This window comes from Treponema sp. R8-4-B8, assembly GCF_054786175.1.
In genome coordinates this window covers 71,546-94,833 of sequence record NZ_BDHE01000002.1, presented here as the reverse complement: position 1 = coordinate 94,833, position 23,288 = coordinate 71,546, and the positions used below count along the sequence as shown (strand labels likewise).

The window sequence follows — 23,288 nt, the reverse complement described above, 5'->3', positions numbered from 1 at the left end:
ATCGGTTCTCCAAATTTTAAGATTTGTTCAATTAAAGGTTCTGTTTTATTAATGCATTTTCCAGGTATGCGTCGCTTTCTAAATAATAACCTGTTTCCAAATCTTCTAATTTATTTATAATTCCATTTGAAAGCATTATTTTTACAGCTTCGCTGATACTTAGTTTGTTGTTTTTTCTGATGCTTGACAACAATCCAGCAAAATGTACATAAACCAAAAATCTTTGTTTTTCTGTCATAAAATTTCGCTCTTCAAAAATTTTAAATGTGAAAGAGCTTTAACCGAATGAAAAGAAAACTGATCATTGAGTTCCTTGTGTATCAAAGCTTTAGAAAGTTCCGTCATTGGTAAGATACCGAGCAAAAATGTTTCCAAAATCGCTGAAATATCGTCATTTGCGACAAGCCCGTGTACAAAATCGTATTTATTATCTTGATTTGATAGTCTGTCATTATGGTTTACAAAATCCTTGTTTCTGTTATTTATAATAAAAACTGCCCATTCTTCATTTGGCTCAGTAAATATTATGTAATTTAAATCATTTAAAATATTGTCAAATTCATACAAATTTAATATTGGCCTGCCTGTTTCGAACCTTCTTGTAATTTTATTTGCCCAGTCAATAGCTTGCTGTCTTATTGATGTTAAATAAAAACCTTGCCCAAAATCTTTATATTTTCCGCATTTTGATAAATCTATATTGGATACTTCTGCATTACTTCCGTGAAATAAAATCATTTTTTAGCCCCTATTCCGGCCATATCAACCAGTTCACTAATAACATCTTCATTTGATAAAAGGTGCAATGTTTCATAGTATTCTTCCAAATAATTCAGGCAACCGTTGGAAAGAATCACCCGGGTAGCCTCTGAAATAGTTATATTCAATCTTTTAGAATATCCGCTTATTATCATGGAAACCCATAGTTCCTGTTTGTTATTCATAATTGTATACCGTTTAATAAATTTTATTTCTTCGTTCTTCAATTGTATTTTCAGTCATCAATTAACCTCATTCACCTGTTGGTTCAATTTCAGCCGGTCTATCTTACCATTGGCGTTCATGGGTAATTTTTCCATTCGTAAATATTTTGTAGGAATCATGTACTTTGGCAGATTTTGTCCTATTCGTTTGCGAAATTCAGCCGCCGGAAAATCTTCATTTGCTTCGTAAACAAGATATATTTCTTTATTCTGTTTCTGATAAACAACACATCCATTGTCAACCAAATGTAAAACATTTACCACTATATGCTCAATTTCGGCCAATTCAATCCGGTAGCCTAAATGTTTGATTAGCGTGTCTCTGCGTCCCTTAAACAATATTTCACCACGATCATTCTCTGTAACAATATCGCCGGTTCTGTAAATAATTTCAGGATAATTTTTGTTTAACGGATTTTGAGTAAAAGCGACGGCGGTTTTTTCAGGATTATTGTAATAGCCCATAGCAAGTGATGTCCCTCTGACGCAAAGTTCACCTTCTTCTCCGGGTTTACAAAGTTGATTATCTTCATTTAAAATTAAGATCGACGTATTCCTGCATGGAAAACCTATAGGCAACGGTTCGCTGTCATCGAACTCACGATCAATGATAAAATATGTACAATCCAATGTTATCTCAATTGGTCCATATAAATTTATAAATCTTGTATTGGGTAAATTTTTATGCCAATAGTTGTATTGTTTTGTCTGTAATACTTCTCCAGCAAACCATACTGTTTTTAGCTCCGACAGATTTATTTTGGTTAGTAAATCCATATTAGCGATATTTACCATAATTGTTGGTACCCAAAAAATAAACGAGACTTTTTCTTTTTCAAGTATCTCCAGTATTTTAAACGGAAAAGCGGATAAACGTTCGGGCAGTATAACAATCGTACTGCTCTTTGACATCATCATACATAATTCATGACTATAAATATCAAATATTGCAGGTGATAAGGAACCGACAATTTCATTGCTGCCTATTTTCAGAGTTTCACAACTCCATTCTGTAAAATCAATAAAGCTTTTGTGATTCAATACAACGCCTTTAGGCGTTCCTGTTGACCCGGACGTGTTAATAATACAGTAAGGATCGGTATCTATCAGCTTGTTAAGCCGTTCCAATAAAAAGTGTTCCTGTTGTTCGTTATGTGAATATTCCTTGTCAATCAGAAATATTTTCTGGGAATCAGATAAAATAGTTTTTATGTTATTTAAATTGACAGTATCAGTAATTAAAATTGCAGGTTTAATTAAGTTAATAATATTGCGAATCCGCTCTATAGGCGCATTAACATCAAGATTCATGTAAGCATTTCCGCTATATGTTATAGCCACATCAGCCTCAACGGTATTTATAGATTTTGGAAGATACACTGCTATAGGAAGATTTAAAATATCATTTCCATTTATCAGAGCATACGCAAGAGAAATTGATTTTTTACGCAGTTGTTCAAAAGAAACAGTTTTATCGCCTTCTATTACCGCTGTTTTAGCCGGATATTCAGAGGCAGTTTTCAGGAAATATTCAAGGATATTTATTTGCATACTATTATTCTGATTTTACCCCGTTTTTTTTCAATAGAGCTTCTATCTTTTCGACCGATTCAAAATTTTCCGGCAAAATGTCAGTGCCGCTGATAGAAATACCAAATTTTTCATCCAGTGTTGTTACCAGCGTAACCACATCAAAGGAATCTAACATTCCCTCATCAATAAAATTCGCACTTTGAGTAAAATCAAATTCAGGGCGTAATTCGGAAAGAATTGCGAAAATTTGTTCTTTCATTTTTCCTCCATGTTGGTTTTTATTTTTATATTATATTTATTTATTAACATTAATCTCATCTTTTACAATAAACAACTGCCGCCCTTTAACCTGGGTAAAAATTCGTTCAATATATAAACCTAGAACTCCCAATACAAAAAGAATTATCCCGCCAACAAACCATATAGAAAAAATGGTTGTGGTAAAACCAGTAACCTGTATAATTCCTGTCAATTTGGCAATTATATTATATATTGCCAGCACAAACGAAAGTACTGATATAAAAAAACCAAATTTAACAGCCATTTTTAGCGGTTTATCACTATTAGAAAGAATAACATCTGTTCCTAATCGGAACAACTTTGCCAATGTATATGAGCTTTTTCCTTCAAAGCGTGATGAGTGTTTTACATCAATTATGCATGATTTAAAACCCAAATACCTGATAAGTGTGCCAAATGAGCGCGCATATTCTTTCATTTTGTTATATTCGTCTATTACTTTTTTATGATAAATGCCAAAATTGGCCACGTTATCAGTTTTTATTCCCGACAGATACGTAAAAAATGCGTTAAAAATGTTTGAAGTCATTCGTTTTATAAATCTATCTTGCCGATTTGCTCTTCTTGCATAGACAATATCCCAGCCTTCCTGCGCTTTTCGGTAAAGATTGGGAATTTCATCAGGTCTGTCTTGCAAATCGCAATCCATAACCACTACCCATTCACCTTTGGCATAATGTAACCCCGCAGTTATTGCGTAATGCTGCCCGAAATTTCTACTTAAATTTATTCCTTTTACACGGTTGTCTTTAGAACATTCAGCAATAATCGCTTCCCATGAATTGTCAGGTGAAGCGTCATTTACAAGTACAATTTCATAATTATCAGTAATAGTTGTTAAATTTTCATGTAACTGCCGAACTAGTTCAGTAACGATTTTCTCCGCTTTATAAACAGGAGAAACTATAGATATATGAGGCTTATTATCCATATTTGTTATAATTTTACCGTTATAATTGTTCCTAAAATAATTAATACAAGCCCTATTACTTTTCCTATTGTAAATGTTTCTTTAAGAAAAAACACTCCTAATAAAAAAACTATCGCAGGCGAAATACTCATAAAGGGATATGCTTTAGTTATCTCAAATTTTGACATTGCCATTGTCCAGCAAATAGAGGCAATAAACGCAGAAGCGAAGCCTGTTAAAATAAACGGATCAAAGAGCAATTTTAAATAACAAATTACTCTTTCGATTAAATTGCCATCTACCATTGACCAATTTAATTTGGTGATTCTCCATTTGAGAATCATCTGACCGTAAACGGTAAATAAAATTGTACCAAGTATATATAAATATTTCATTTTTTAAGTTATCTGCTATTAGGCATCCAATTCTTTTTGCAACATCTTATAAATTTCCTGCCAATCATTTTTATAATATTCATGTTTTTTATCTGTAATATCAGCAAATGTTTTAGAAGAAAAAAATAAATCGGAAGCCGAATCAACATCAATATTTTTGTCTTTAACTATGTTATTTAATATGTTTTCACTTATTTGTTCTATACAAACAGTTAAATCCCTGTCAATAAATTTTAACGTTTGTAAAGAAGCAATGGTACAAAAACAAATTTGATGTGTTTCTTCATGATATGTTAATTCTTTAAGAAAATCACTTTTTGATATTTCTCCTGTTAAATAATATTGTAAATTATTCTGGACTTTATCATTGGCAACCGGACCTTCTACAATATCAAAATCGTGCGCTTGTTCAACAGAATCTACATTTCTGTTATTAACTATAAAATCAAGCCATTCTTCCGTATATCCGTTAAAATATTTTTTTTTACAAATATAATCTACAAATGATGTATCAATATAATTAAAAACGGTAACACATCCATCAGTTTTGTGCCTATCCCCTGATCTCTTTGCCCAATTTTCTGCATGATGTTTATATTTTGTTACGTAAAAACCTTTACCAAAATCTGTATATGGCCTGCATTTTTCAAGATCAATCTCGTCTATAAAAGTATAACTGCCATGATATACAAGCATTACCTTGGTCCGCCATTATTCCGACAGACTTCGTAAATATCTCTTACAGCCCAAATAATATTTTCAGTGTGTAAAGCCCACCAGTTATTTAATAAATATTTTAATCCGCCGTATTTTTTTAAAAAATTATACGCATTAGGGATAGACATTTTGTATGAGTCCGCAAACTCTGGAATTATACAGGAAATAAAACTTATTTTGTCAGATATGTCGTTCATAATATTCTTTTAATTAATATCATCGGAATATGCTCAATATCAGCTAACACGCGGAAACCTCACAATAAATTGATCACCCTCTACATCGTTCACCAGTTCCATATCCGGCTGCTCGGCATAAGCACGGCGTATGCCAGAACCTAACCCGCTGTAAGGCAGAATCCGGCTTGCAAACATGGCTAACTGATTGTTTCTGATAACAGGATTACCGTATTTTATTTCTTCAACTGTTAAGCTGTTAGGCAGTCTTCCAGGGCTAATTATTTCAATTCTATTATCAAAAACAAGCAAACGTATCGGAGCGTTTTTAAAATAATCACGATGAATTAATGCATTTTGCAAAACTTCCTCCAGAGCAATTATGGAAACCTCTGGTATGCCATGTGAATTAAAACCTTGTCCGTTTTGCAAATATTTAATACAGCTTTTTACATACATCATTCCCTGCTTAAAAAGCTCAGGAATAATTCCGGTTAAATCTTCAGGTTTGCTTTTATAATTATTTCCGCAAATATCATTTCCTATAAACATTGCTGCTTTTATTGTAAATTGCGGTTTTATATTTTGAATTTCATATCCAAAGAATAATAAACCTGCAAGTGTTAAGTGGTTGTTACGTATAACTTTTTTTGCTTTAAGCGCTTCTTCTAAAGTAAACCCTTTTTCTTCATAACTTTGTCCAAATTCCTTTTTAAAATACTCGGAAAAAAGATGGGTATCCATATCTTTTATACTTGTATCAAAAATCTCAATTTCATCAGCAAGTAAATTCTTACTTCCCAATAATTGCGCAATTTCATCATTTGATGTTACTTTTCTTTTATCCGATCCGTTTTTAACATAGATAGTCCCATTTGAATCTTTGTAAGGTTTAGATATTCCTTCATTAAGGCTAACTACAACTATTTGATTACCTTTTACAGAAACAGTTTCTGTTTCAAGATAAACCGGCGGGTACGCTTTTTGTAATGCGATATTCACAACTTGTTGGTTTATCTGCTGTATTTCACTAAAGGAAAGTCCGTGCAATTCTCCCGTTTTATCATTTACTCCAAAAATGATTTTTCCGCCGTGTGAATTTGAGAAGGCAATCATCTCATGGGCAAGACTGTCAGGGTGGGGCAGACATTCCTTGAACTGCGCTTTGCTAGATTCACCGCCGTTAATAATTTTTAACAATTCTTGTTCATTCATTAGGATCTAACGTTTATCATAATTCTTTTCTATCCAACGCTTATAATGTCCGTTGCGTATACTGTCTATCCATTCCCTGTTAGCCAAATACCAGTCTACTGTGCGCTCAATCCCCTGACGGAAATTGACAGTCTGCTTCCAGCCCAGCTCGCGTTTGATTTTTGAACAATCTATCGCATAACGTCTGTCGTGACCGGGACGGTCTTTGACATAAGTTATAGTATTTCGAATTGCCGTAGCATTCATATTTGTTTTGGCGACAACGATGTCGATAAGTTCATTAAGAAGTTTTATATTTTCCCATTCATTTTCACCGCTGATATTGTATTTTTCTCCTTCCCTGCCATTTTGCAATATGTTCCAAATAGCATTATTGTGATCATTCACATACAACCAGTCCCGGATATTTTTTCCATCGCCATACACTGGAAGCTGCTTGCCCTCAAGCATATTGATGATCATAAGGGGAATAAGTTTTTCCGGAAACTGGTAAGGACCATAATTATTTGAACAATTGGATATTGTAACCGGCAGACCGTAGGTATGATGGTATGATATTACTAGATGATCACTTGCCGCTTTACTGGCTGAATAAGGCGAGCGCGGATCATAAGGAGTACTCTCGGTAAAAAAACCTGTTTCTCCTAAAGAACCATATACTTCATCAGTACTGATATGGTGAAATAGCACATCCTTAGTGTTTTTCCATATACTTCTGGCACATTCCAAGAGCGTAAAGGTTCCCAATACATTAGTTTTAACAAATGCTTCAGGTCCTAGAATTGAACGGTCTACATGGCTTTCGGCGGCAAAATGAACAACTGTATCAATATCGTACTCTTGAAAGATATTTTCAACTAACGAATGGTCGCAAATATCTCCCCTTTCAAAAAAATACCGGCTACCACCAAATTTTTCTTTTATTTCCTTTAAGCTTCCGGCATTTCCAGCATAAGTAAGATTATCCAGATTAATTATCCGTCCTTTAAACTCCGGTTTTTCCTCCGCTTCGCCAAAAAGAAAACGAATAAAATTAACGCCGATAAATCCTGCGCCGCCTGTTACAAGAATATTTTTTAAACTACGCACTATGTTGATCCTCCGCTTATCATATCATGTATTATACGGTCAATGTCATTTCGAAATTCCTGCCAACTTGGTTTTTTAGTCCATGTGACAGTTTCAAATTCGCTTTGGGGCATACTTGTTAAAATTTCAGAAATATAAACAAGTTCAAGACCCGCTTCTTTATTCCGCGCTTCATTAATAACTATTGGCCAATCTATAGTTTCATGCAATGCAATTTCTCTTATATCCACAACATCTTTAGCCGCATACCTAAAAATAGCGGATAATTTATTGGAAAGCATATTGCGAATTGAATCTGTGCGATAAAACAAGCCTGTTTCAATAATTTCTCCATAATGAGGAACAAGATCATTTACAAAATCCAATTTTAATAATGTTTCAGAACCTTTTCTAACTTTTAATGTCGTAAAATCTTTAGCTCTTGTATATTCATTATGAATATCCCAGATATATCCATTTTCCTGAAGCAACGCTAAAACTTTATCCAATTGCTCATCATACGTTTTTGATTGATTTACAAAAAAATCAAGATCATCGGAATAACGATGATTATAGTATGCTCGGCTAAGCGCTGTTCCCCCTGTCAGAAAAAAATCTGTGCCGCTGTGTTGTAAAATATTCATCACCCCATCTTGTAGGGGGTAAAGGTTCTCTTCGTAATACTGCGAGGGCAAAATCAAAATGATACCTCCTGCTCTTTGGCCAAATACGCTTTGCTATTTCCGGCGTATATAATTCTTTTATTTTTTCAATTCCCCAAAGAGCAGTTACATAGTGCCAGGGGAGCCGTTCCAGAGAACGGACAAAAAGCTTATCTTGGGTAAATGCCCCGGAAGTTTTAAGCCGTCCTTCAATTACCGCAAGCATATCTTCATGCGTGTCAAGGTAATCCCAGTTAAGATTGCCCATTAGTTTTAATTTTTCTTCATTGCTTAAGGTCATCATTGCTTTTTAAAAATTCCTTTAAACTTATATCCCAAGTCGGGATGTTAATTTTTAAAGTGGCTTTTATCTTACTTTTATCCAGTACTGAATAAGCGGGACGCTTTACCTTAGCAGGAAATTCTGCGCTGGTACAGGGCATTACATCGCAGTTTTTAGTTAAAATGCCTATAGCACGTCCCTGATCATATATTTCCCTAGCAAAATCAAACCAGGAAATTTCACCTTCATTTGTAAAATGATAAATCCAATAGGGAACATCCTTGCCTGCTTGTTCAGCTTTGATAAAAGCTATCACCGCCTCAGCTAAATCAAAAGCCCAAGTAGGACTGCCCCTCTGATCATTTACTATTTTTACTTTGTCTCTCTCCTTCATAAGCCTGAGCATTGTATGAACAAAATTATTGCCGTACTTGCCGTAAAGCCAGGCGGTTCGTATTATGTATGTATTTTTATTTTCTTCAAAAACTTTTATCTCTCCGTCTCTTTTGGTCAACCCGTAAACGCCAATAGGATCGGTGGCATCTTCCTCTTTGTATGGTCTGTTTCCCTGCCCGTTAAAAACATAATCTGTAGAAATATGTATTAATTTTGCATTAATGTTTTTTGCACAAGAAGCAATGTTGCCTGCGCCTGTTGTGTTTAACTTTTTACAAATCTCAATCTCATCTTCGGCTTTGTCTACCGCTGTATATGCGGCGCAGTTTATTATCCAATCAATTGGTTGTTTTTTGTCTTGCTGAGTATGGATAAAATCCCCAAGAGCGGCAGTAGTGGTAATGTCAACTTCACGATCCGTACCAATGAATGAATAGCCGCTCTTTTCCAGAAGCAAAGAGAGTTCTGTTCCCAGCATACCCTTGTTGCCGATTAGCCATATCATTGTTTTTTATTTTCGGCTATCAGCGATGAAAAAAATGGGAGAGTTTTATCTTTATCGGATAATAAATATTCCATACCCAAGTCTGGCCATTTGATGCCTATATCCGGATCATTCCATGTGATGCCTTTTTCATCTTCAGGATAATAAAAATCGGTACATTTGTATGAAAAAATAACTTGTTTTGTTAATGCTAAAAGTCCATGTGCAAATCCCGGAGGTATATATAATTGGTTTTGTTTTTCGCTATTTAAAATAACTCCATACCATTTTCCCCATGTAGAAGAATTTTGTCGTAAATCAACTACAGCATCAAACACTTCACCTTGTATAGCCCTAACCAATTTTCCTTGGGGATGTGTTTTCTGATAATGCAATCCCCTAAGCGCACCTTTCTCCGAACAGGACTGGTTATCCTGTACAAAAGGAAGTGTAATTCCCACAGCGTGAAAATCCCGCTCGGAATAACACTCAAAAAAATAACCTCGTGTATCTCCAAATACTTTTGGCTGTATTTCAAACAAACCGGGAATCGGACATGGCGTAAAAACAAATGGCATTACATGCTCTCCGCAATATAACGTAGATATTCGCCATATTCGGTTTTATATTCTTTTGCAAGCTGTAAAAGGTCTTCTTTATTTATCCAGCCGTTAGTATAGGCTATCTCCTCTATACAGGAAACATACATCCCTTGCCGCTTTTGTACGGTCTCTATAAAATTCGCCGCTTCCAGCAAACCATCGTAAGTACCGGTATCAAGCCATGCCATACCTCTATCAAGAGTCTCTACGGTAAGCGTACCCTGTTCCAGATAGGTGTTATTGACAGCGGTAATTTCAATCTCACCTCTGGCGGAAGGTTTTATGTTTTTTACAATATCTATTACAGCGTTATCATAAAAATAAAGTCCCGGTACGGCATAATGGCTTTTAGGGAATTTTGGTTTTTCTTCAATAGAAATCGCCTTTCCGTCTTTGTCAAATTCCACAACACCATAGGCTTTTGGATCTTTAACAAAATAACCAAAGATTGTTCCTCCGCCTTTTTTTTCAATCCGACATTTAATTTCTTTTAAGGTTTGCGCAAATCCCCTGCCATAAAAAACATTATCACCAAGAATCAAAGCAGAGCTTCCATCACCGATAAAATCGGCTCCTACGATAAAAGCGTCCGCAAGTCCCCTTGGAGTTTCCTGAATTTTATAGTCAAAATTCATGCCAAGCCAACTGCCATTTCCCAATAGTTCTTTAAAAAACGGTAAATCCCTGGGAGTAGAAATAATCAGTACTTCTCTAATGCCTGCAAGCATCAGTACGGAAAGAGGGTAATAAATCATCGGTTTATCGTATAACGGTAATATTTGTTTTGATAAAACTTTAGTAATAGGAAAAAGCCTTGTACCGGAGCCTCCGGCTAATATAATACCTTTCATTTGTAAAACTCCGCATAAGCGGCGCAAACTTCTCTTGCATCGCCTGTCATTACAGCTTCGCCTTTACGTAACCAGAGCGCTTTATCGCATAAACGTTCAATCATACCGCTGTCATGTGACACAAGAAGCATCGTCGTAGCGCTTTGTATCATTTCATGTATCCGGGCTTCGCATTTTCTCTGAAAAGCGGCATCTCCTACGGCAAGAACTTCGTCAACAATAAGAATCTTTGGTTTTACTACGGTTGCCACTGAAAACGCCATACGGGCTTGCATACCGGAAGAGTAATTTTTAATTGGCATATCAAGAAAATCGGCGAGTTCGGAAAACTCTACTATCTCGTTATAATGTTCCTGCATGAATGCCCGGCTATGACCAAGCAGGGCGCCTTCCAGATAAATATTCTCTCCTGCCGTTAAATCCGGATCAAACCCGGCTCCCAGTTCCAGCATTGGAGATATAGAACCGTTAATTGCAACTGAACCGGTATTAGGTGCAATAATGCCGCAAATAAGTTTTAACAAGGTTGATTTCCCCGCGCCGTTACTGCCAACTATGCCCCAGGATTCTCCTTGCTTTACTTCAAAATTGATATCCTTAAGGGCAAAAAATTCCTTAAAATGAAGACTGCCTTTAACAAGTTTTACAAAATATTCTTTGATGTTGTCAATTTTTTCCGAGGCAATGTTAAAGCGCACTGTCGCGTTTTCCACATGGATAACAGTCGGTTCCAAAAAAAACACCTCACATATATAAAATAAATTTATTTTTATTGTAAGAAAAGGTTATTAATCCTACAAACAGCATAAGAACAGCCGCAATTGTTCCTCGAATAGCCAAATCCAAACTGCCCACATTTGGGCCCTCTAAAGTAAAATTACGAAATAACGTAATGTAAAAATACATGGGGTTATAGCGCGTAACAATATTGTAGAGCCAGCCTGGCAGAATACTTGCTGGATAGAATATGCAGGAAAGATACAGCCATGCTGTAGAAAAAACCTGCCAAATGTACACCATATCACGAAAAAAAACTGTAGCCTGAGCCATAAACAGACCCAACCCAATGCTAAATACAAATAATTGTATAATGGGAATAACGATAAACAGAAAACGTATTGTAAAGGGAGTCTTGGTAGCAAATATTAAAATTATTAAAGCTCCCAAGGAAAAAAGAAAGGTTACAAATTCGCTGGTTACAACCGCCAGAGTAAAAATATACTTGGGAACATAAACTTTCTTTAAAAGACCTGCATTCCCCAAGACCGAAGTAAGCGACCTTGATACGGCGATTGACATAAATGTAAAGAGCAGATTCCCGATAAGAAGAAAAATAGGGAAATTTACAACAACTTTTTGCGCAAATAAATTAGAAAAAACAATAACCATTACCAGCATGGTCAGCAGGGGATTTAGCATACTCCAGATATAACCTAAAAAACTCCTGCGGTATTTAAGTTTTATATCTCGGGATACAAGTTGGAAGAAAAGTTCTCTATATTTAAAAAAGATTTGTAAACGTGAAATTGTTTTTCCAATAATATTCATACTATTTCTATAACTCACTTTAATAAATTGTTAAGCATACGCTTGTTTTTACCTAAAAACCAAGCCAAACAAATGCCTTACCGTTCAAAAACGGCTTTTTTTAAAAAAAACTCAATAAAAAACCCAGCCGCCGCCGAAACAGGCTTGCCGAATTTGCCGGTACAATAACCATAATATACCAACAGTACAACAAATATTCAGTCAAATTTAGTCATATTTCACAAATAATCAGTATATATTATTCCTGAAAATCAGTCAATGCTTAAAACTTTCCATAAATTGAAGGGGAATTAGAATATTTACTTAATTCTATAATTGGCGCTATCCAGAGAAAAATTACAGTTGTAATAGGGATCCCCGGCAGCAAGTTCTTTCTTCCATTTTGCCTTAAATAAGGCCATTTCACTGGCCAATTTTCGCTTTTTTTCGTGCGTTATATTATATCCGCGTGATTTTGACTCAAAATGATAGGCTTCCGCATAAGGCGTCCAGACAATTAGATACCCGGCTTTTCTGATTCTGATACATAAATCAACATCATTGTATGAATTATGAAATTCTGGTGGAAAAAGACCTACATCCTCAAATACTTTTCTTTTGACCATCATACAAGCGCCAGTTACAGCGCTCATATTCTGGACGATCTGTAATTTTCCCATATATCCGGTAAAACCAAAAGGCGCACCGTATAAAATATGTCCCGCTGTTCCTTCAACTCCTAATACAACACCGGCATGTTGAATAGACCGGTTACTGAAATAAAGTTTGGCTCCTGCCGCTCCAACATCATCCCTTTGGCAATACATTAACATCTCTTCTATCCAATTAGGCGTGATTATTTCTATATCATTATTTAAAAATATCAGTTGTTGCCCGTTTGCATGCCTAAAACCTAAATTACATATTTCACTAAAGTTAAAATCTTTTCCTTCCCAATTTACAAGGTGAATATTGGTATATCGTTTCAATTCTTGGTAGAAATTTTTAGTGGCAATGTCTGTACTGTTATTTTCAACAATAATAATTTCATAATTGTCATAAGTTGTTCTTTCCATTATGGATGACAGGCAGTTACGTAAAAGAGAAGCGTTATCCCGGTTTGGAATAATTATAGAAACCAGCGGTTTTTCTGTTAATTTATAGATAATTCTATAATATCCGGGAAGCCCTATTTTACTTTCTACTTTGGCTGATATTCCTATGGATTTTAAATGCTCAGATATTGCCTTTTCCGCCGATAAAATAACAGTTAATTTTTTGCTAATATTTGATTTTTCACGTTTTCTGTGAAAATACAACAATTTTGAAATATGCCTTATCTTAGAAGCATTATGCGTATACCTTAGAATTAAATCATAATCCTGACTTCCGTCAAATTCACTGCGGAACATTCCCGCCTTATCCATAAGCGTCCTTGAAAAGATCGTAAAACGGCTAATATAATTGTGCGAATACAAAGTATCAACAGCATAATCCGGTTTATAGTGTTTTAATGTAATTTTTCCATTAGAAGAAAATATTGCCTCATCTGTATAGATAAAATCGCTGTTTTCTGTACAGATTACATTCATTATTTCATACAGGGCGGAGGGATGAAGCACATCGTCATGCTCCAGAAGCCCGATATACTCTCCACTTGATATTTCTATTGCCTTGTTTGAATTACTCGATACGCCTAAATTTTCATCAAGTTTTTTGTATTTTATCCTATTATCCAGTAATGCATAATCTTCACAGATAAACTTGACATTTCCGTGAGTTTTGTCACTTCCATCAACCAAACATAGTTCCCAATTAACATATGTCTGGGCTTCAACGGATTCTATCATTTTTACAAGGTATTCTTCATTGGTATTGAATAACGGTGTAATAATGCTAATTTTGACTTGCTTTGAGAATACCGCGTTTTCCTGGGTGAATCTTTCGCTCATTGACAAAAATAGTTCTTTTCCAAGCGAGGAAAATTTATTTCTTAAATCTCTCTTAATATAAACAAAAAGCCTCTTTACTGTCGCTTTGAAGCCATTTTTTCTTAATGAGACTATAGTCCTGGCGAAAAGATACAATAGTCTGTTTCTTCGTACAAAACTAATTAGTATCCACCCAATCCTCTTTATGTGCCAAAGAAATAAACCTATAATGCCCTTCGTCTTTACACCTCTATAAGCGTATAATAACTCAATTACCTTTTTTTATCAAGTTTTAGCAGGAAAAACTTAAAAAAAGACAACCTAAAATAGAAATCCTTGACATTAACCTATAAAAATGGTAATAAAACAGACATAAACAGTTTAATGCCATATTAGGAGTTAATAATCAGTGATAATCAAGATAACGGATCTGTGGAAAATATACGCCATGGGCAATGTCGAAATTCAGGCGTTAAAAGGCATTAATCTTGAAATAGCTGAAGGCGAATTTGTTTCCATTGCGGGTCCTTCCGGCTCTGGGAAAACTACCTTGATGAATATTATAGGCTTGATTGACAAATGCAGCCGCGGTTATCTGGAAGTAAATAATTTGGAAATAACTAATCAAAACAGGCAGGAACTGGCGCGGCTCAGGCGAGAATATATCGGGTTTGTGTTCCAATCATTTAATCTTCTGCCCGTCTTGAATGTTTTTGAAAATGTGGAACTGCCCCTAATAATAGCAAAAAAAGGGGGAACAAAGGAAGAACGCCGCGACAGGGTAAATTATCTGTTGGAAGAAGTGGGACTTACAGAGCGGAAAAATCACATTCCCGCAAAGCTTTCCGGCGGCGAACAACAGCGGGTTGCCATTGCGCGGGCGCTTGTTACAATGCCAAAAATAGTCATTGCCGACGAGCCGACCGCTAATCTTGACTCAGGCACGGGAGAAAAGGTTTTAAATTTAATGCAGAAATTAAATCATGAAGAAAAAACAACTTTTATTTTTTCAACGCACGATCCTGAAATATGGGAGATGGCGAATCATGTTGTTTTTTTGCATGACGGAATAATCAAATCGGAGAAAAGACAGTAATGGTTTTTTATTTGGCCATTCGCAATATCATCAGAAACAAAAAAAATAACATTATTATTATTTTACTTATCGCAATTATTACTTTTATTTTTTTTATTGGGAACAGCGTCATCGGAATGATAGAGCGGGGCATTCGTCAGGCGTATATCGAAAGCCTTACAGGCGATGTAGTACTGGAAAAAACGTCAGATATTACCATGAATCTTTTTAGCGCAAATACTCCCGCTATCAGCGAATATTTTAACATACCTGTTCTTCCCGCTTATAATTTAGTCATGGAAACTATATCTGCCGAACCTAAAATTGACAGAATAACAAGCCAGGTATCAGGCAAAGCCTATCTTGACCTCATGAATGTCCGCGAGCCGGTTTTACTGTGCGGTATTGACGCGAAGTCATATTTTTCGCTTTTCCCCGGCATTATTCTTAAAGAAGGCCGGCTTCTAGGCACCGGTGAATATGGCGCTATGATTACTGAAGAACGGGCGCAAAGAATTGAAATGTACAGCGGACAGCGTCCATATATCGGCGCGCCATTGCTTTTAACATCAGGCGGCGCCATGGGGTTTAAAATCAGGGAAGTTCCGTTAGTTGGAATTTACAAGTATAAAAATCCCGGTCAATTTATGAATGAGATTATTATCATCGATCCCCAAACTGTCAGAGTACTCAATTCAATACAAGTAGCGGGCAGTTACAGCAAAGACGGTTATATAAATGTTGATACCGGCAAAGGCTCCACCAGTCTCCTAACAGTTGATCCAGATGATATTTTTGGCGAGGCGTTTGCAGCTAACAACGAACCGGAAGAAGGCGAGTTTTCAGCGGAAGTGTTGGAGAATTATTTAAGGGATTCTAAAACTGAAACTGTACAGGAAACAGGCGGAGACTGGAATTTTATCATTCTTCGCCTGAAAAAAGGAGTATCCGCCGGAGCGTTTATCTCTTCTATAAATAAAAAAATTCAGCAATATGGAATAACTGCGGTAAACTGGAGAATAGCGGCGGGAAACTCCGCTATTCTTTCACTGCTGATTCAGGTATTGTTCAATTCGGGAATTTTTTTAGTATGCGTCGCAGGCGTTATCACCGTAATCAATATTCTTTTAATTACCGTTTTTCGCCGGACAAGGGAAATCGGCACGCTCAGGGCAATTGGCGCCTCAGATACTTATATCCGTTCTCTTGTCTTTTCAGAGAATTTAATTATCGCCCTAATTGCCGCCTTTACAGGACTGTTATGCGGCATATTATTTCTGTTTTGGATTAACAGCTTAAGTATTAATATCTCAAACGAACTGATTGTTTCATTATTGGGCGGTCAAGTTTTAAAACTGGAAGTTATACCGCAAATTGCCGTTGTTTCATTTTTTATGGCGGTATTATTTTCATTGGCGGCGTCTTTTTATCCAGTGGAGGTAACAGTGCGGATAGAGCCGATAGTGGCGGTACAGAGGGGATAATGGAAAAGTTTTTTGCCGTTTTCAAACTGGGTCTTAAATATCTGTACCGTTACAGGCGGCGCTACGGCTTTCTTATGGTTGCCCTGATTTTTGGTTTTGCGGTAGTCACTTTTATCACCTCATTAAAAGACGGAATGTACGATAACGTATATTATTCCGCCCAATCGCATTACGCCGGGGATATTGTGGCAATTGGATACGATACTGACACTAATGCCGAATATACTCATCGTCTGGGGCAGAATGAAATATCTGCTATTCTGAACGCGGCTGATCAAGCGGGAATAAATCCCCAGTATACGGTATTGCGTACATATTATGGCATGGATAGTATTATCCATTTTAACGGTAATGCAATACAACTAAAATATTTAATCGGTTGTGACTGGGACAGGGAAGCGCATTTGATGAACAAAATGAATTTTGAAGAACCCCCCGATCCAATTCTAGGTAACGAAGACATTATTCTTTCTGCCCCTGTAGCACAGCAGCTTGGCGCTAAAATGGGGGATAATATTATTCTGGAAACTGTAACCCGTTGGGGACAGAAAAATACCGGTATATTTATTGTAAGTGGAATTGTAAAGGACTCATCCATATTTGGTTATTATAAAGCTTATATTTCCAGACTTAGCCTTAATCGGCTTAAAGGTTATGATGATGGGGATTGTTCTTCTATTGGTTTCTTCTTTGATAAACCGGAAACCGCCGAGCGTAAACGCGTACAATTACAAAATGTTTTATCAAAGCAGATACAAACAGGTCCGCTGGTTTACAACAGGGATCAAATGGTTTTGGAAAGGGATCGTCCCTGGGAAGGAATCAGAGTTTTTTTGTATACATTGCCGGTTTATTTATCGGAAATATCAGAATTGTTAGATGCTATGAATATCATTACCTATTTGTTGTATGTTATGATGCTTTTAATAATTCTTGTAAGCGCCGCCGTTACATACCGTTTGATACTCCATGAACGCGCAAAAGAACTGGGTACTATGCGGATTATCGGTTTTTACGGAAGCGACTTGCGTCTGGTTCTTTGGACCGAGGTTCTTGTTATAGGATTTATCTCGCTAATAGCCGGTTTTATACTGGCGCAAATCTTAAGCTGGGCGGTTTCTTTGTTGTCTTTTTCATGGTTTCCCGGTTTTGAGATTTTTATGAAGGACGGAAAACTTTTACCCCTGTATCTTCCATGGACAATGTTTGTTAATATATTATTGGTTTTTATCGTGCTTTTTGTGATGGCGCTATTGCCGTCAATTCGCGCATCCCGTAAAAACCTGCCAGAACTTTTATCAGGAGAACCATTATGATGTCGAAAAAAAATCAGTATTTTATTTTATCGGTTTTGTTCTTTTTTACTGCAGTATCCATTCATGCAGTGTCGGATCAAGAACTGTTAGTCAAAGTCGATTCGCTTGTCAGTTATTATGGCGTCGATTTTTCCGCCGAATACACGATTGTACAGGAAAAACCAGGTCAGGGGCTTTCCACAACCGTAGCGGGAGTTTTCAGAAGGGACTCAAAAGAAACTTTTGTAATCGTTATTATGGAACCTTCAATCAGCAAAGGACAGGGATACCTGAAGCAGGGAAAAACCCTTTGGTTTTATGATCCGGAAAGCCGCAGTTTTAATACTACAAGTAACGCTGAGCGTTTTCAAAATACCAATGCTAGAAATTCGGATTTCACCCGTTCTACCATGTCCGAGGACTATAAAGTAATAGCGGGGGAAGATGTAACATTAGGCCGTTTTAAGTGCCGGCTTTTGACCCTTGAAGCCACTACAAAAGATGTAACATACCCAAAAATGAAAGTCTGGATCAGCGAAGACGGTTTATTACGCAAAACTGAGGATTACAGCCTTTCAGGCCAATTACTTAGGACATCGGCAATTCCTGATTATTATCAAGTCAACGGACGCTTTGTTCCCAAACAAATTTTATTTGTAGACGCCCTGATGGGAGCGAATATTAACGGAAAATTTGTTAATGAAAAAACACAAATTACTATTTCCAGGCCTTCTTTCGGCAAAGTGGCGGATTCAGTTTTTTCAAAGACCTTTCTCGAATCGGTAAATAAATGAAAAGGCGATTATTTGTTGATTATCGTGATAGCGTCTGCCTATTAAAAAAACAAATTTTTGTTTGTATAGGAATACTGCTTTTTGCGAGTCTTTCAGCGCAGGAACAAAATTCACTGGATTGGGATATAGACACTATTTTTGATGAACCTGCGCCTACGACAACTGAACCATCTGCTCAACCGCCCACATCTTCAAAGACACCAGAGCAGACAACGCAAGTTACAAAAAAAATTCAAAGACGCGGTTATACTTTTGGACTTGATTACAGATTTATTACGGGCGTCGCGCCGGGTTGGTATGAAATGCCCGGAACTGAATATTATCACAAAGAAGATTATTATTTGGATCGGTTTATTACAATGATAAGTACTTTTTCGCTTGATGCGCAGATAACAGAAAATTTTAGAGCTATGAATAATATTAATTTTGAAATACCGGGTGCATATTTTTATATGGGTGATTTCTTTTTTGATTATAAACTTTATGATGCTGTTTTTCTTCGCGGCGGAAAGTATAATATGTCTTGGGGTATTTCACCTAATTTTGGTTTTACCAATTTGTTGATACGGGTGCCAAAAGACGCTCCCAACGGAGATTCATATATTTTTAAAGCTGATGTCCCTATCGGGAATGGCGGCTTTCAGGTTCTTACCATGACAAGATTTAATTTAACAAGTAGCGCCGTTCTTCCAAAACTAAATGATTTTGGATACGGAGCTAAATATAATTTTGCCCATCGTCTTGCGGATTTAGATGTTGGTTTTTTCGCCCAGGAAGGAATGCCTTTCAGGGGATTTTTATCAATAAAAACAACTATTAAAAAACTCGAGTTATACAATGAATTGTTAGTTGCTATAAAAGACAAAACTAATGAGACGAATGTATCATTTAATATTGGTTTTGCCAGGTCTTTTTTCGATAAAAAATTGGAGATAAACGGAGAATTTTTATATAATGGAGAAAAAGATACGTACTGGTATCAACATGAAACAGACACACATAATGCCACTAAATATTCATTTATAGACGGCGCTAACATAGCCTTAAACATTGTATACAAACCATGGTCAAAAGGCAATCCGCGTCTTTTTTTACAAACACGTTATGCCCCAATGGAAAACTCAGCGCAGATTATTCCGGGTTTTCTCTTAACCCCTTGGGATAATGTGGATTTTTACTTTTCTGTGCCAATGGGGATTGGCAACAGAGACGGTTATTATTACAACAATACAATTGATGTGAGTAATAAAGATAAACCTCTTCCTTTTGCTGTAATATTTTCGGTAAGAATTGGCGGAGGTGTTTCTTTTGGTCACTACTATTAACGGAGGTTATATGCGTAATAACATTATTTTATTATTAATTATAACTGTAATACTGATATCCAGCTGTACTGATGAATATAATATAGCAGTAATTAATAAATCTTCCTATCCAATTGATTTTAAATTTACCACAGGCTACAGACTTGGTGAATACCGTCTTGAACCGGAAGGAGAATGGCATTATTCCCTGTCAAAAACATTAGGACATTCAATGGGGACTTTTACATCATTGTCAACGATAATGGTAGATTACAGGTATTCAGATTATGTTTATACTTTTTACAATGCCTATACATTAGCGTTTGACGCAAATGGCGGCATAATAAAAAGAGATGAAAAAGCTCCAGATATAAAAGCTCCAGACGTATTAGTGATAGTTCAGAATGATAAAATACAAATGCCTGCCTGTGTATGGGAAAAATGGAATCAACCAGAAGGAAAATACTATATTTTCAGCGGATGGGCGGAAAATCCGGCAGAAGAAGACGAAGAAAACATTTACTTGGCTGGTTCTTCATACACAGTTAGTGAAGATATAAACAACCATAAAAGATTCTATGCGCTGTGGAAATAACGATTTCCCTACACGTCCAAATTACTGACCAACAGCGCGTTTTCCTCAATAAACTCGCGGCGCGGACCGACAACCTCGCCCATCAGGGTAGTAAAAATTCTTTCCGCTTCGGGAACATCGTCCAAATGCACCTGAATAATATTGCGCTTGTTAGGGTCCATTGTCGTGTCACACAACTGGTCGGGATTCATTTCACCTAACCCCTTGTACCGTTGAACCGATACTTTTTCCGCATCTTTTCCCGACTCGCTAAGAATACGGTCTTTTTCAGCGTCATCGTAAGCGTAGAAAGATTTCTTATCGTAACTTACTTTGTAAAGCGGCGGCATAGCAAGGTAGACATGCCCCTGCTCAATAAGCGGAGTCATATAACGGTAAAAGAACGTTAAAAGCAATGTGCGGATATGCGAGCCGTCAACATCGGCATCCGCCATGATGATTATTTTATGATAACGAATTTTAGAAACATCAAACTCATTGCCACAACCGGCGCCTATGCTTGCGATGACGGGCTGCAATTTATCGTTTGTTATTACTTTCTCAATACGCTGTTTTTCTACATTTAGCATCTTGCCCCACAACGGAAGTATCGCCTGGGTGCGGCGATCTCTGCCACCCTTTGCGGAGCCGCCCGCGGAGTCGCCCTCTACGATAAAAAGTTCGCACTTTGTAGGGTCTTTTTCGGAGCAGTCGGCAAGTTTCCCCGGCAGTCCCGCGCTATCCATCGCGTTTTTTCTGCGGGTAGCGTCTCTTGCCTGCCGGGCGGCAATACGCGCTTTTGCAGCTAACACTGATTTTTCGAGTATGTTATTAATTACATCGGGGTGCTGGTCAAAGAAAAGCTCCAGTTGTTCGTTTACAAGGGACTCAATTATGCCCTTAACTTCTGAGTTGCCGAGTTTCCCCTTTGTCTGCCCCTCAAACTGCGGGTCTGGCACTTTAACCGACAATACCGCAGTCAGTCCTTCGCGCACGTCGTCACCTGAGAGAGTTTCGTCTAACTTTTTGGCGTGTTTGGATTTTTTAAGAAATTCATTCAAAGTGCGGGTAAGCGCGGATTTAAACCCGACAAGATGAGTGCCGCCTTCGCGTGTGTTAATATCGTTCACAAACGAAAACATTATTTCGTTAAAGCCGTCATTGTACTGGATAGCCGTTTCCACCTCAATCTGACCGCCTAAACCGTCATCACGGACACCATTAAGATAAACCGGCTCATTGTAAAGTACGGTTTTATTTTCGTTCAGATACTCGACAAAACTTTTTACGCCGCCTTCAAACATAAAATCATGAACTTTGGGCGTGGATAGCCGCTCGTCACGGATAGTGATTTTTAAGCCTTTATTTAAAAACGCCAGTTCCCTCAGACGGTTTGAAAGAGCGTCAAAATTATAAGTAGTGGTTTCAAAAACCGATGTATCGGCTTTCCAACGGACAACAGTCCCTTTACGGCTTGGCGAATATGAATAGGGAAGCCCCGTAGGTTGAATTTCCTTAGCAGGACTTTCCGGCACCCCGATTTTATAACGCTGCGTGTAGACTTTCCCGTCAAGATGAACATAGGCTTCGCACCACTCAGAAAGGGCGTTCACGACAGAAACGCCGACCCCGTGCAAGCCGCCCGAAACCTTATACGATTTTTTATCAAATTTCCCACCGGCGTGCAATTTTGTCATTACCAGTTCCAGTGCGCTGACATGCTCGGTCGGGTGAATATCGACAGGGATGCCCCGGCCATCGTCCTCGACCCTGACTATATCGTTTCCTTCCAAAACAACAAGAATATTGGTACAAAAGCCCTGTAAAGCCTCGTCTACAGAGTTGTCTACAACCTCAAAAACCAGGTGATGAAGACCGTCAATGCCGGTCGTCCCGATGTACATACCCGGGCGCTTGCGAACCGCCTCCAGCCCTTTTAAAACGGTAATATTTTGCGCAGAATAGCCATTTGTCTCATCCATTTTATTAGTATACAGATTTTTGGGGATATAGTAAAGGTTTCCTCGGTAGTCAAAAAGACTCTCACAAAGAGCACAAAGGGACAAAGGACACGAAGAAAGAAAAGACACGGGGGCATTACGAGGTACCCTTGAAATACATCAACTTTACCGTTATTATGTAAAAGTGCGGGTTTTCAAATATACATGGTTCAATCGTTTTGCAAGCAAGGAAGGCATTACAGACCGTGAATTACTGGAAATTGTCGATCAACTTGAGGCAGACCAAGCGGACGCAAAACTGGGCGGCGATGTATATAAAGTACGAATAGCCAGACAAGGAGAAGGGAAATCAAGCGGACACCGTGTTATTGTGTACTTTAGGAACGAGCACCGCACCTTTTTCGTTTATGGTTTTTCCAAGAATGACAGAGGCAACATAAGCGAGAAAGAATTGAAATCTTTTAAGCGTGATGCGAAAAACAGGCTTTCATTTACAGATGAGCAAATTAAGGTTCATTTGCAAAACGGAACTTTTATTGAGATTACAGAGGAGAAATAAAATGAAATACGAAAGCGAAATAACGAAAATGATACATGAAAATGCAACTATCGACTTCAAACTAGGATTTATTTCAGAAGCTGAAATGCGTGAATTTGATAAATTGTGCCTTTCAAACCCTAAAACAGAAAACAAATCTTCCTCTGCTTATGCCGATGATAATTCCGTGAATACTAAACGTGTAAGCCAAGCAACCGCTTAATTTTTTC

28 protein-coding genes are annotated in these 23,288 nt (G+C 37.2%); 8 read left to right on the top strand and 20 right to left on the bottom strand.

The window, feature by feature from the left end:
* Positions 1 to 31: 31 nt before the first annotated feature.
* From ACYVRA_RS00815 to ACYVRA_RS00725, 19 genes are all read right to left on the bottom strand, one after another.
* The gene (locus ACYVRA_RS00815; protein ID WP_461250845.1) at positions 32 to 238 is read right to left on the bottom strand and encodes a hypothetical protein; all 207 of its coding nucleotides are present in this window, start codon (positions 236 to 238) and stop codon (positions 32 to 34) included.
* Positions 235 to 738, bottom strand: coding sequence for a DUF3990 domain-containing protein (locus ACYVRA_RS00810; RefSeq protein ID WP_461250844.1), 504 nt, complete (start codon positions 736 to 738; stop codon positions 235 to 237). Before ACYVRA_RS00810 ends, ACYVRA_RS00815 begins: the two co-directional genes overlap by 4 nt.
* The gene (locus ACYVRA_RS00805) at positions 735 to 944 is read right to left on the bottom strand and encodes a DUF3791 domain-containing protein (RefSeq protein WP_461250843.1); all 210 of its coding nucleotides are present in this window, start codon (positions 942 to 944) and stop codon (positions 735 to 737) included. The genes ACYVRA_RS00810 and ACYVRA_RS00805 overlap by 4 nt, the downstream gene beginning before the upstream one ends.
* 57 nt (positions 945 to 1,001) lie before the next feature.
* Positions 1,002 to 2,534, bottom strand: coding sequence for an amino acid adenylation domain-containing protein (locus ACYVRA_RS00800; RefSeq protein WP_461250842.1), 1,533 nt, complete (start codon positions 2,532 to 2,534; stop codon positions 1,002 to 1,004).
* A gap of 4 nt (positions 2,535 to 2,538) precedes the next feature.
* Positions 2,539 to 2,775: an acyl carrier protein gene (locus ACYVRA_RS00795; RefSeq protein ID WP_461250841.1), complete on the bottom strand. Its 237-nt coding sequence runs from the start codon at positions 2,773 to 2,775 to the stop codon at positions 2,539 to 2,541.
* 36 nt (positions 2,776 to 2,811) lie between these two features.
* Positions 2,812 to 3,747, bottom strand: a complete 936-nt coding sequence (locus tag ACYVRA_RS00790; protein WP_461250840.1) for a glycosyltransferase family 2 protein — start codon at positions 3,745 to 3,747, stop codon at positions 2,812 to 2,814.
* Positions 3,748 to 3,752: 5 nt separating this feature from the next.
* Complete coding sequence (locus tag ACYVRA_RS00785) at positions 3,753 to 4,121, bottom strand: EamA family transporter (RefSeq protein WP_461250839.1); 369 nt, start codon at positions 4,119 to 4,121, stop codon at positions 3,753 to 3,755.
* Positions 4,122 to 4,139: 18 nt separating this feature from the next.
* Entirely contained in the window at positions 4,140 to 4,817 is a 678-nt protein-coding gene (locus tag ACYVRA_RS00780; RefSeq protein WP_461250838.1) for a DUF3990 domain-containing protein, read from the bottom strand.
* Positions 4,817 to 5,035 carry a DUF3791 domain-containing protein gene (locus tag ACYVRA_RS00775; protein ID WP_461250837.1) on the bottom strand — a complete coding sequence of 73 codons (219 nt, stop codon included), beginning with the start codon at positions 5,033 to 5,035 and terminating at the stop codon, positions 4,817 to 4,819. Before ACYVRA_RS00775 ends, ACYVRA_RS00780 begins: the two co-directional genes overlap by 1 nt.
* Before the next feature lie 39 nt (positions 5,036 to 5,074).
* Positions 5,075 to 6,229, bottom strand: coding sequence for an RNA-binding domain-containing protein (locus ACYVRA_RS00770; protein ID WP_461250836.1), 1,155 nt, complete (start codon positions 6,227 to 6,229; stop codon positions 5,075 to 5,077).
* Positions 6,230 to 6,235: 6 nt separating this feature from the next.
* The gene (gene rfbB, locus ACYVRA_RS00765) at positions 6,236 to 7,318 is read right to left on the bottom strand and encodes a dTDP-glucose 4,6-dehydratase (RefSeq protein ID WP_461250835.1); all 1,083 of its coding nucleotides are present in this window, start codon (positions 7,316 to 7,318) and stop codon (positions 6,236 to 6,238) included.
* The gene (locus ACYVRA_RS00760; protein WP_461250834.1) at positions 7,318 to 7,941 is read right to left on the bottom strand and encodes a nucleotidyl transferase AbiEii/AbiGii toxin family protein; all 624 of its coding nucleotides are present in this window, start codon (positions 7,939 to 7,941) and stop codon (positions 7,318 to 7,320) included. The genes rfbB and ACYVRA_RS00760 overlap by 1 nt, the downstream gene beginning before the upstream one ends.
* Positions 7,883 to 8,263: a hypothetical protein gene (locus tag ACYVRA_RS00755; RefSeq protein ID WP_461250833.1), complete on the bottom strand. Its 381-nt coding sequence runs from the start codon at positions 8,261 to 8,263 to the stop codon at positions 7,883 to 7,885. The genes ACYVRA_RS00760 and ACYVRA_RS00755 overlap by 59 nt, the downstream gene beginning before the upstream one ends.
* Entirely contained in the window at positions 8,244 to 9,143 is a 900-nt protein-coding gene (gene rfbD / locus ACYVRA_RS00750; protein ID WP_461250832.1) for a dTDP-4-dehydrorhamnose reductase, read from the bottom strand. The genes ACYVRA_RS00755 and rfbD overlap by 20 nt, the downstream gene beginning before the upstream one ends.
* On the bottom strand, positions 9,140 to 9,700 hold the full coding sequence (gene rfbC / locus ACYVRA_RS00745) for a dTDP-4-dehydrorhamnose 3,5-epimerase (protein WP_461250831.1): 561 nt from the start codon (positions 9,698 to 9,700) through the stop codon (positions 9,140 to 9,142). Before rfbC ends, rfbD begins: the two co-directional genes overlap by 4 nt.
* Positions 9,700 to 10,575, bottom strand: a complete 876-nt coding sequence (gene rfbA, locus ACYVRA_RS00740) for a glucose-1-phosphate thymidylyltransferase RfbA (protein ID WP_461250830.1) — start codon at positions 10,573 to 10,575, stop codon at positions 9,700 to 9,702. Before rfbA ends, rfbC begins: the two co-directional genes overlap by 1 nt.
* The gene (locus ACYVRA_RS00735; protein ID WP_461250829.1) at positions 10,572 to 11,309 is read right to left on the bottom strand and encodes an ABC transporter ATP-binding protein; all 738 of its coding nucleotides are present in this window, start codon (positions 11,307 to 11,309) and stop codon (positions 10,572 to 10,574) included. The genes rfbA and ACYVRA_RS00735 overlap by 4 nt, the downstream gene beginning before the upstream one ends.
* 10 nt (positions 11,310 to 11,319) lie before the next feature.
* Complete coding sequence (locus tag ACYVRA_RS00730) at positions 11,320 to 12,123, bottom strand: ABC transporter permease (protein WP_461250828.1); 804 nt, start codon at positions 12,121 to 12,123, stop codon at positions 11,320 to 11,322.
* A 299-nt stretch (positions 12,124 to 12,422) separates the two neighbouring features.
* On the bottom strand, positions 12,423 to 14,054 hold the full coding sequence (locus ACYVRA_RS00725) for a glycosyltransferase family 2 protein (protein ID WP_461250827.1): 1,632 nt from the start codon (positions 14,052 to 14,054) through the stop codon (positions 12,423 to 12,425).
* Positions 14,055 to 14,445: 391 nt separating this feature from the next.
* On the opposite strand from ACYVRA_RS00725, the gene ACYVRA_RS00720 reads away from it, so the two are divergent.
* The 6 genes from ACYVRA_RS00720 to ACYVRA_RS00695 are packed head-to-tail and all read left to right on the top strand — an operon-like array spanning position 14,446 to position 20,580.
* Complete coding sequence (locus ACYVRA_RS00720; RefSeq protein ID WP_461250861.1) at positions 14,446 to 15,129, top strand: ABC transporter ATP-binding protein; 684 nt, start codon at positions 14,446 to 14,448, stop codon at positions 15,127 to 15,129.
* A complete protein-coding gene (locus tag ACYVRA_RS00715) occupies positions 15,129 to 16,592 on the top strand; it encodes an ABC transporter permease (RefSeq protein ID WP_461250826.1) in 1,464 nt (487 codons plus the stop codon). The genes ACYVRA_RS00720 and ACYVRA_RS00715 overlap by 1 nt, the downstream gene beginning before the upstream one ends.
* On the top strand, positions 16,592 to 17,908 hold the full coding sequence (locus ACYVRA_RS00710; RefSeq protein WP_461250825.1) for an ABC transporter permease: 1,317 nt from the start codon (positions 16,592 to 16,594) through the stop codon (positions 17,906 to 17,908). The genes ACYVRA_RS00715 and ACYVRA_RS00710 overlap by 1 nt, the downstream gene beginning before the upstream one ends.
* The gene (locus ACYVRA_RS00705; protein WP_461250824.1) at positions 17,905 to 18,681 is read left to right on the top strand and encodes an outer membrane lipoprotein-sorting protein; all 777 of its coding nucleotides are present in this window, start codon (positions 17,905 to 17,907) and stop codon (positions 18,679 to 18,681) included. The genes ACYVRA_RS00710 and ACYVRA_RS00705 overlap by 4 nt, the downstream gene beginning before the upstream one ends.
* Positions 18,678 to 20,006, top strand: a complete 1,329-nt coding sequence (locus tag ACYVRA_RS00700) for a hypothetical protein (protein WP_461250823.1) — start codon at positions 18,678 to 18,680, stop codon at positions 20,004 to 20,006. The genes ACYVRA_RS00705 and ACYVRA_RS00700 overlap by 4 nt, the downstream gene beginning before the upstream one ends.
* Before the next feature lie 10 nt (positions 20,007 to 20,016).
* Positions 20,017 to 20,580 carry a hypothetical protein gene (locus tag ACYVRA_RS00695; protein ID WP_461250822.1) on the top strand — a complete coding sequence of 188 codons (564 nt, stop codon included), beginning with the start codon at positions 20,017 to 20,019 and terminating at the stop codon, positions 20,578 to 20,580.
* A gap of 8 nt (positions 20,581 to 20,588) precedes the next feature.
* Here the strand turns inward: ACYVRA_RS00695 and gyrB are convergent, their stop codons facing one another.
* Complete coding sequence (gyrB, locus tag ACYVRA_RS00690; RefSeq protein ID WP_461250821.1) at positions 20,589 to 22,541, bottom strand: DNA topoisomerase (ATP-hydrolyzing) subunit B; 1,953 nt, start codon at positions 22,539 to 22,541, stop codon at positions 20,589 to 20,591.
* A gap of 163 nt (positions 22,542 to 22,704) precedes the next feature.
* On the opposite strand from gyrB, the gene ACYVRA_RS00685 reads away from it, so the two are divergent.
* Positions 22,705 to 23,079: a type II toxin-antitoxin system RelE/ParE family toxin gene (locus ACYVRA_RS00685; RefSeq protein ID WP_461250820.1), complete on the top strand. Its 375-nt coding sequence runs from the start codon at positions 22,705 to 22,707 to the stop codon at positions 23,077 to 23,079.
* 1 nt (position 23,080) lies between these two features.
* Complete coding sequence (locus tag ACYVRA_RS00680) at positions 23,081 to 23,281, top strand: hypothetical protein (RefSeq protein ID WP_461250819.1); 201 nt, start codon at positions 23,081 to 23,083, stop codon at positions 23,279 to 23,281.
* Positions 23,282 to 23,288 lie beyond the last annotated feature (7 nt).

Bases quoted from the DNA above. Each gene is read 5' to 3' on its own strand.
- ACYVRA_RS00815 (WP_461250845.1), bottom strand. From the start codon at position 238: ATGACAGAAAAACAAAGATTTTTGGTTTATGTACATTTTGCTGGATTG.
- ACYVRA_RS00810 (WP_461250844.1), bottom strand. From the start codon at position 738: ATGATTTTATTTCACGGAAGTAATGCAGAAGTATCCAATATAGATTTA.
- ACYVRA_RS00805 (WP_461250843.1), bottom strand. From the start codon at position 944: ATGAATAACAAACAGGAACTATGGGTTTCCATGATAATAAGCGGATAT.
- ACYVRA_RS00800 (WP_461250842.1), bottom strand. From the start codon at position 2,534: ATGCAAATAAATATCCTTGAATATTTCCTGAAAACTGCCTCTGAATAT.
- ACYVRA_RS00795 (WP_461250841.1), bottom strand. From the start codon at position 2,775: ATGAAAGAACAAATTTTCGCAATTCTTTCCGAATTACGCCCTGAATTT.
- ACYVRA_RS00790 (WP_461250840.1), bottom strand. From the start codon at position 3,747: ATGGATAATAAGCCTCATATATCTATAGTTTCTCCTGTTTATAAAGCG.
- ACYVRA_RS00785 (WP_461250839.1), bottom strand. From the start codon at position 4,121: ATGAAATATTTATATATACTTGGTACAATTTTATTTACCGTTTACGGT.
- ACYVRA_RS00780 (WP_461250838.1), bottom strand. From the start codon at position 4,817: ATGCTTGTATATCATGGCAGTTATACTTTTATAGACGAGATTGATCTT.
- ACYVRA_RS00775 (WP_461250837.1), bottom strand. From the start codon at position 5,035: ATGAACGACATATCTGACAAAATAAGTTTTATTTCCTGTATAATTCCA.
- ACYVRA_RS00770 (WP_461250836.1), bottom strand. From the start codon at position 6,229: ATGAATGAACAAGAATTGTTAAAAATTATTAACGGCGGTGAATCTAGC.
- ACYVRA_RS00760 (WP_461250834.1), bottom strand. From the start codon at position 7,941: ATGAATATTTTACAACACAGCGGCACAGATTTTTTTCTGACAGGGGGA.
- ACYVRA_RS00755 (WP_461250833.1), bottom strand. From the start codon at position 8,263: ATGATGACCTTAAGCAATGAAGAAAAATTAAAACTAATGGGCAATCTT.
- rfbD (WP_461250832.1), bottom strand. From the start codon at position 9,143: ATGATATGGCTAATCGGCAACAAGGGTATGCTGGGAACAGAACTCTCT.
- rfbC (WP_461250831.1), bottom strand. From the start codon at position 9,700: ATGCCATTTGTTTTTACGCCATGTCCGATTCCCGGTTTGTTTGAAATA.
- rfbA (WP_461250830.1), bottom strand. From the start codon at position 10,575: ATGAAAGGTATTATATTAGCCGGAGGCTCCGGTACAAGGCTTTTTCCT.
- ACYVRA_RS00730 (WP_461250828.1), bottom strand. From the start codon at position 12,123: ATGAATATTATTGGAAAAACAATTTCACGTTTACAAATCTTTTTTAAA.
- ACYVRA_RS00725 (WP_461250827.1), bottom strand. From the start codon at position 14,054: ATGAGCGAAAGATTCACCCAGGAAAACGCGGTATTCTCAAAGCAAGTC.
- ACYVRA_RS00715 (WP_461250826.1), top strand. From the start codon at position 15,129: ATGGTTTTTTATTTGGCCATTCGCAATATCATCAGAAACAAAAAAAAT.
- ACYVRA_RS00710 (WP_461250825.1), top strand. From the start codon at position 16,592: ATGGAAAAGTTTTTTGCCGTTTTCAAACTGGGTCTTAAATATCTGTAC.
- ACYVRA_RS00705 (WP_461250824.1), top strand. From the start codon at position 17,905: ATGATGTCGAAAAAAAATCAGTATTTTATTTTATCGGTTTTGTTCTTT.
- ACYVRA_RS00700 (WP_461250823.1), top strand. From the start codon at position 18,678: ATGAAAAGGCGATTATTTGTTGATTATCGTGATAGCGTCTGCCTATTA.
- ACYVRA_RS00695 (WP_461250822.1), top strand. From the start codon at position 20,017: ATGCGTAATAACATTATTTTATTATTAATTATAACTGTAATACTGATA.
- gyrB (WP_461250821.1), bottom strand. From the start codon at position 22,541: ATGGATGAGACAAATGGCTATTCTGCGCAAAATATTACCGTTTTAAAA.
- ACYVRA_RS00680 (WP_461250819.1), top strand. From the start codon at position 23,081: ATGAAATACGAAAGCGAAATAACGAAAATGATACATGAAAATGCAACT.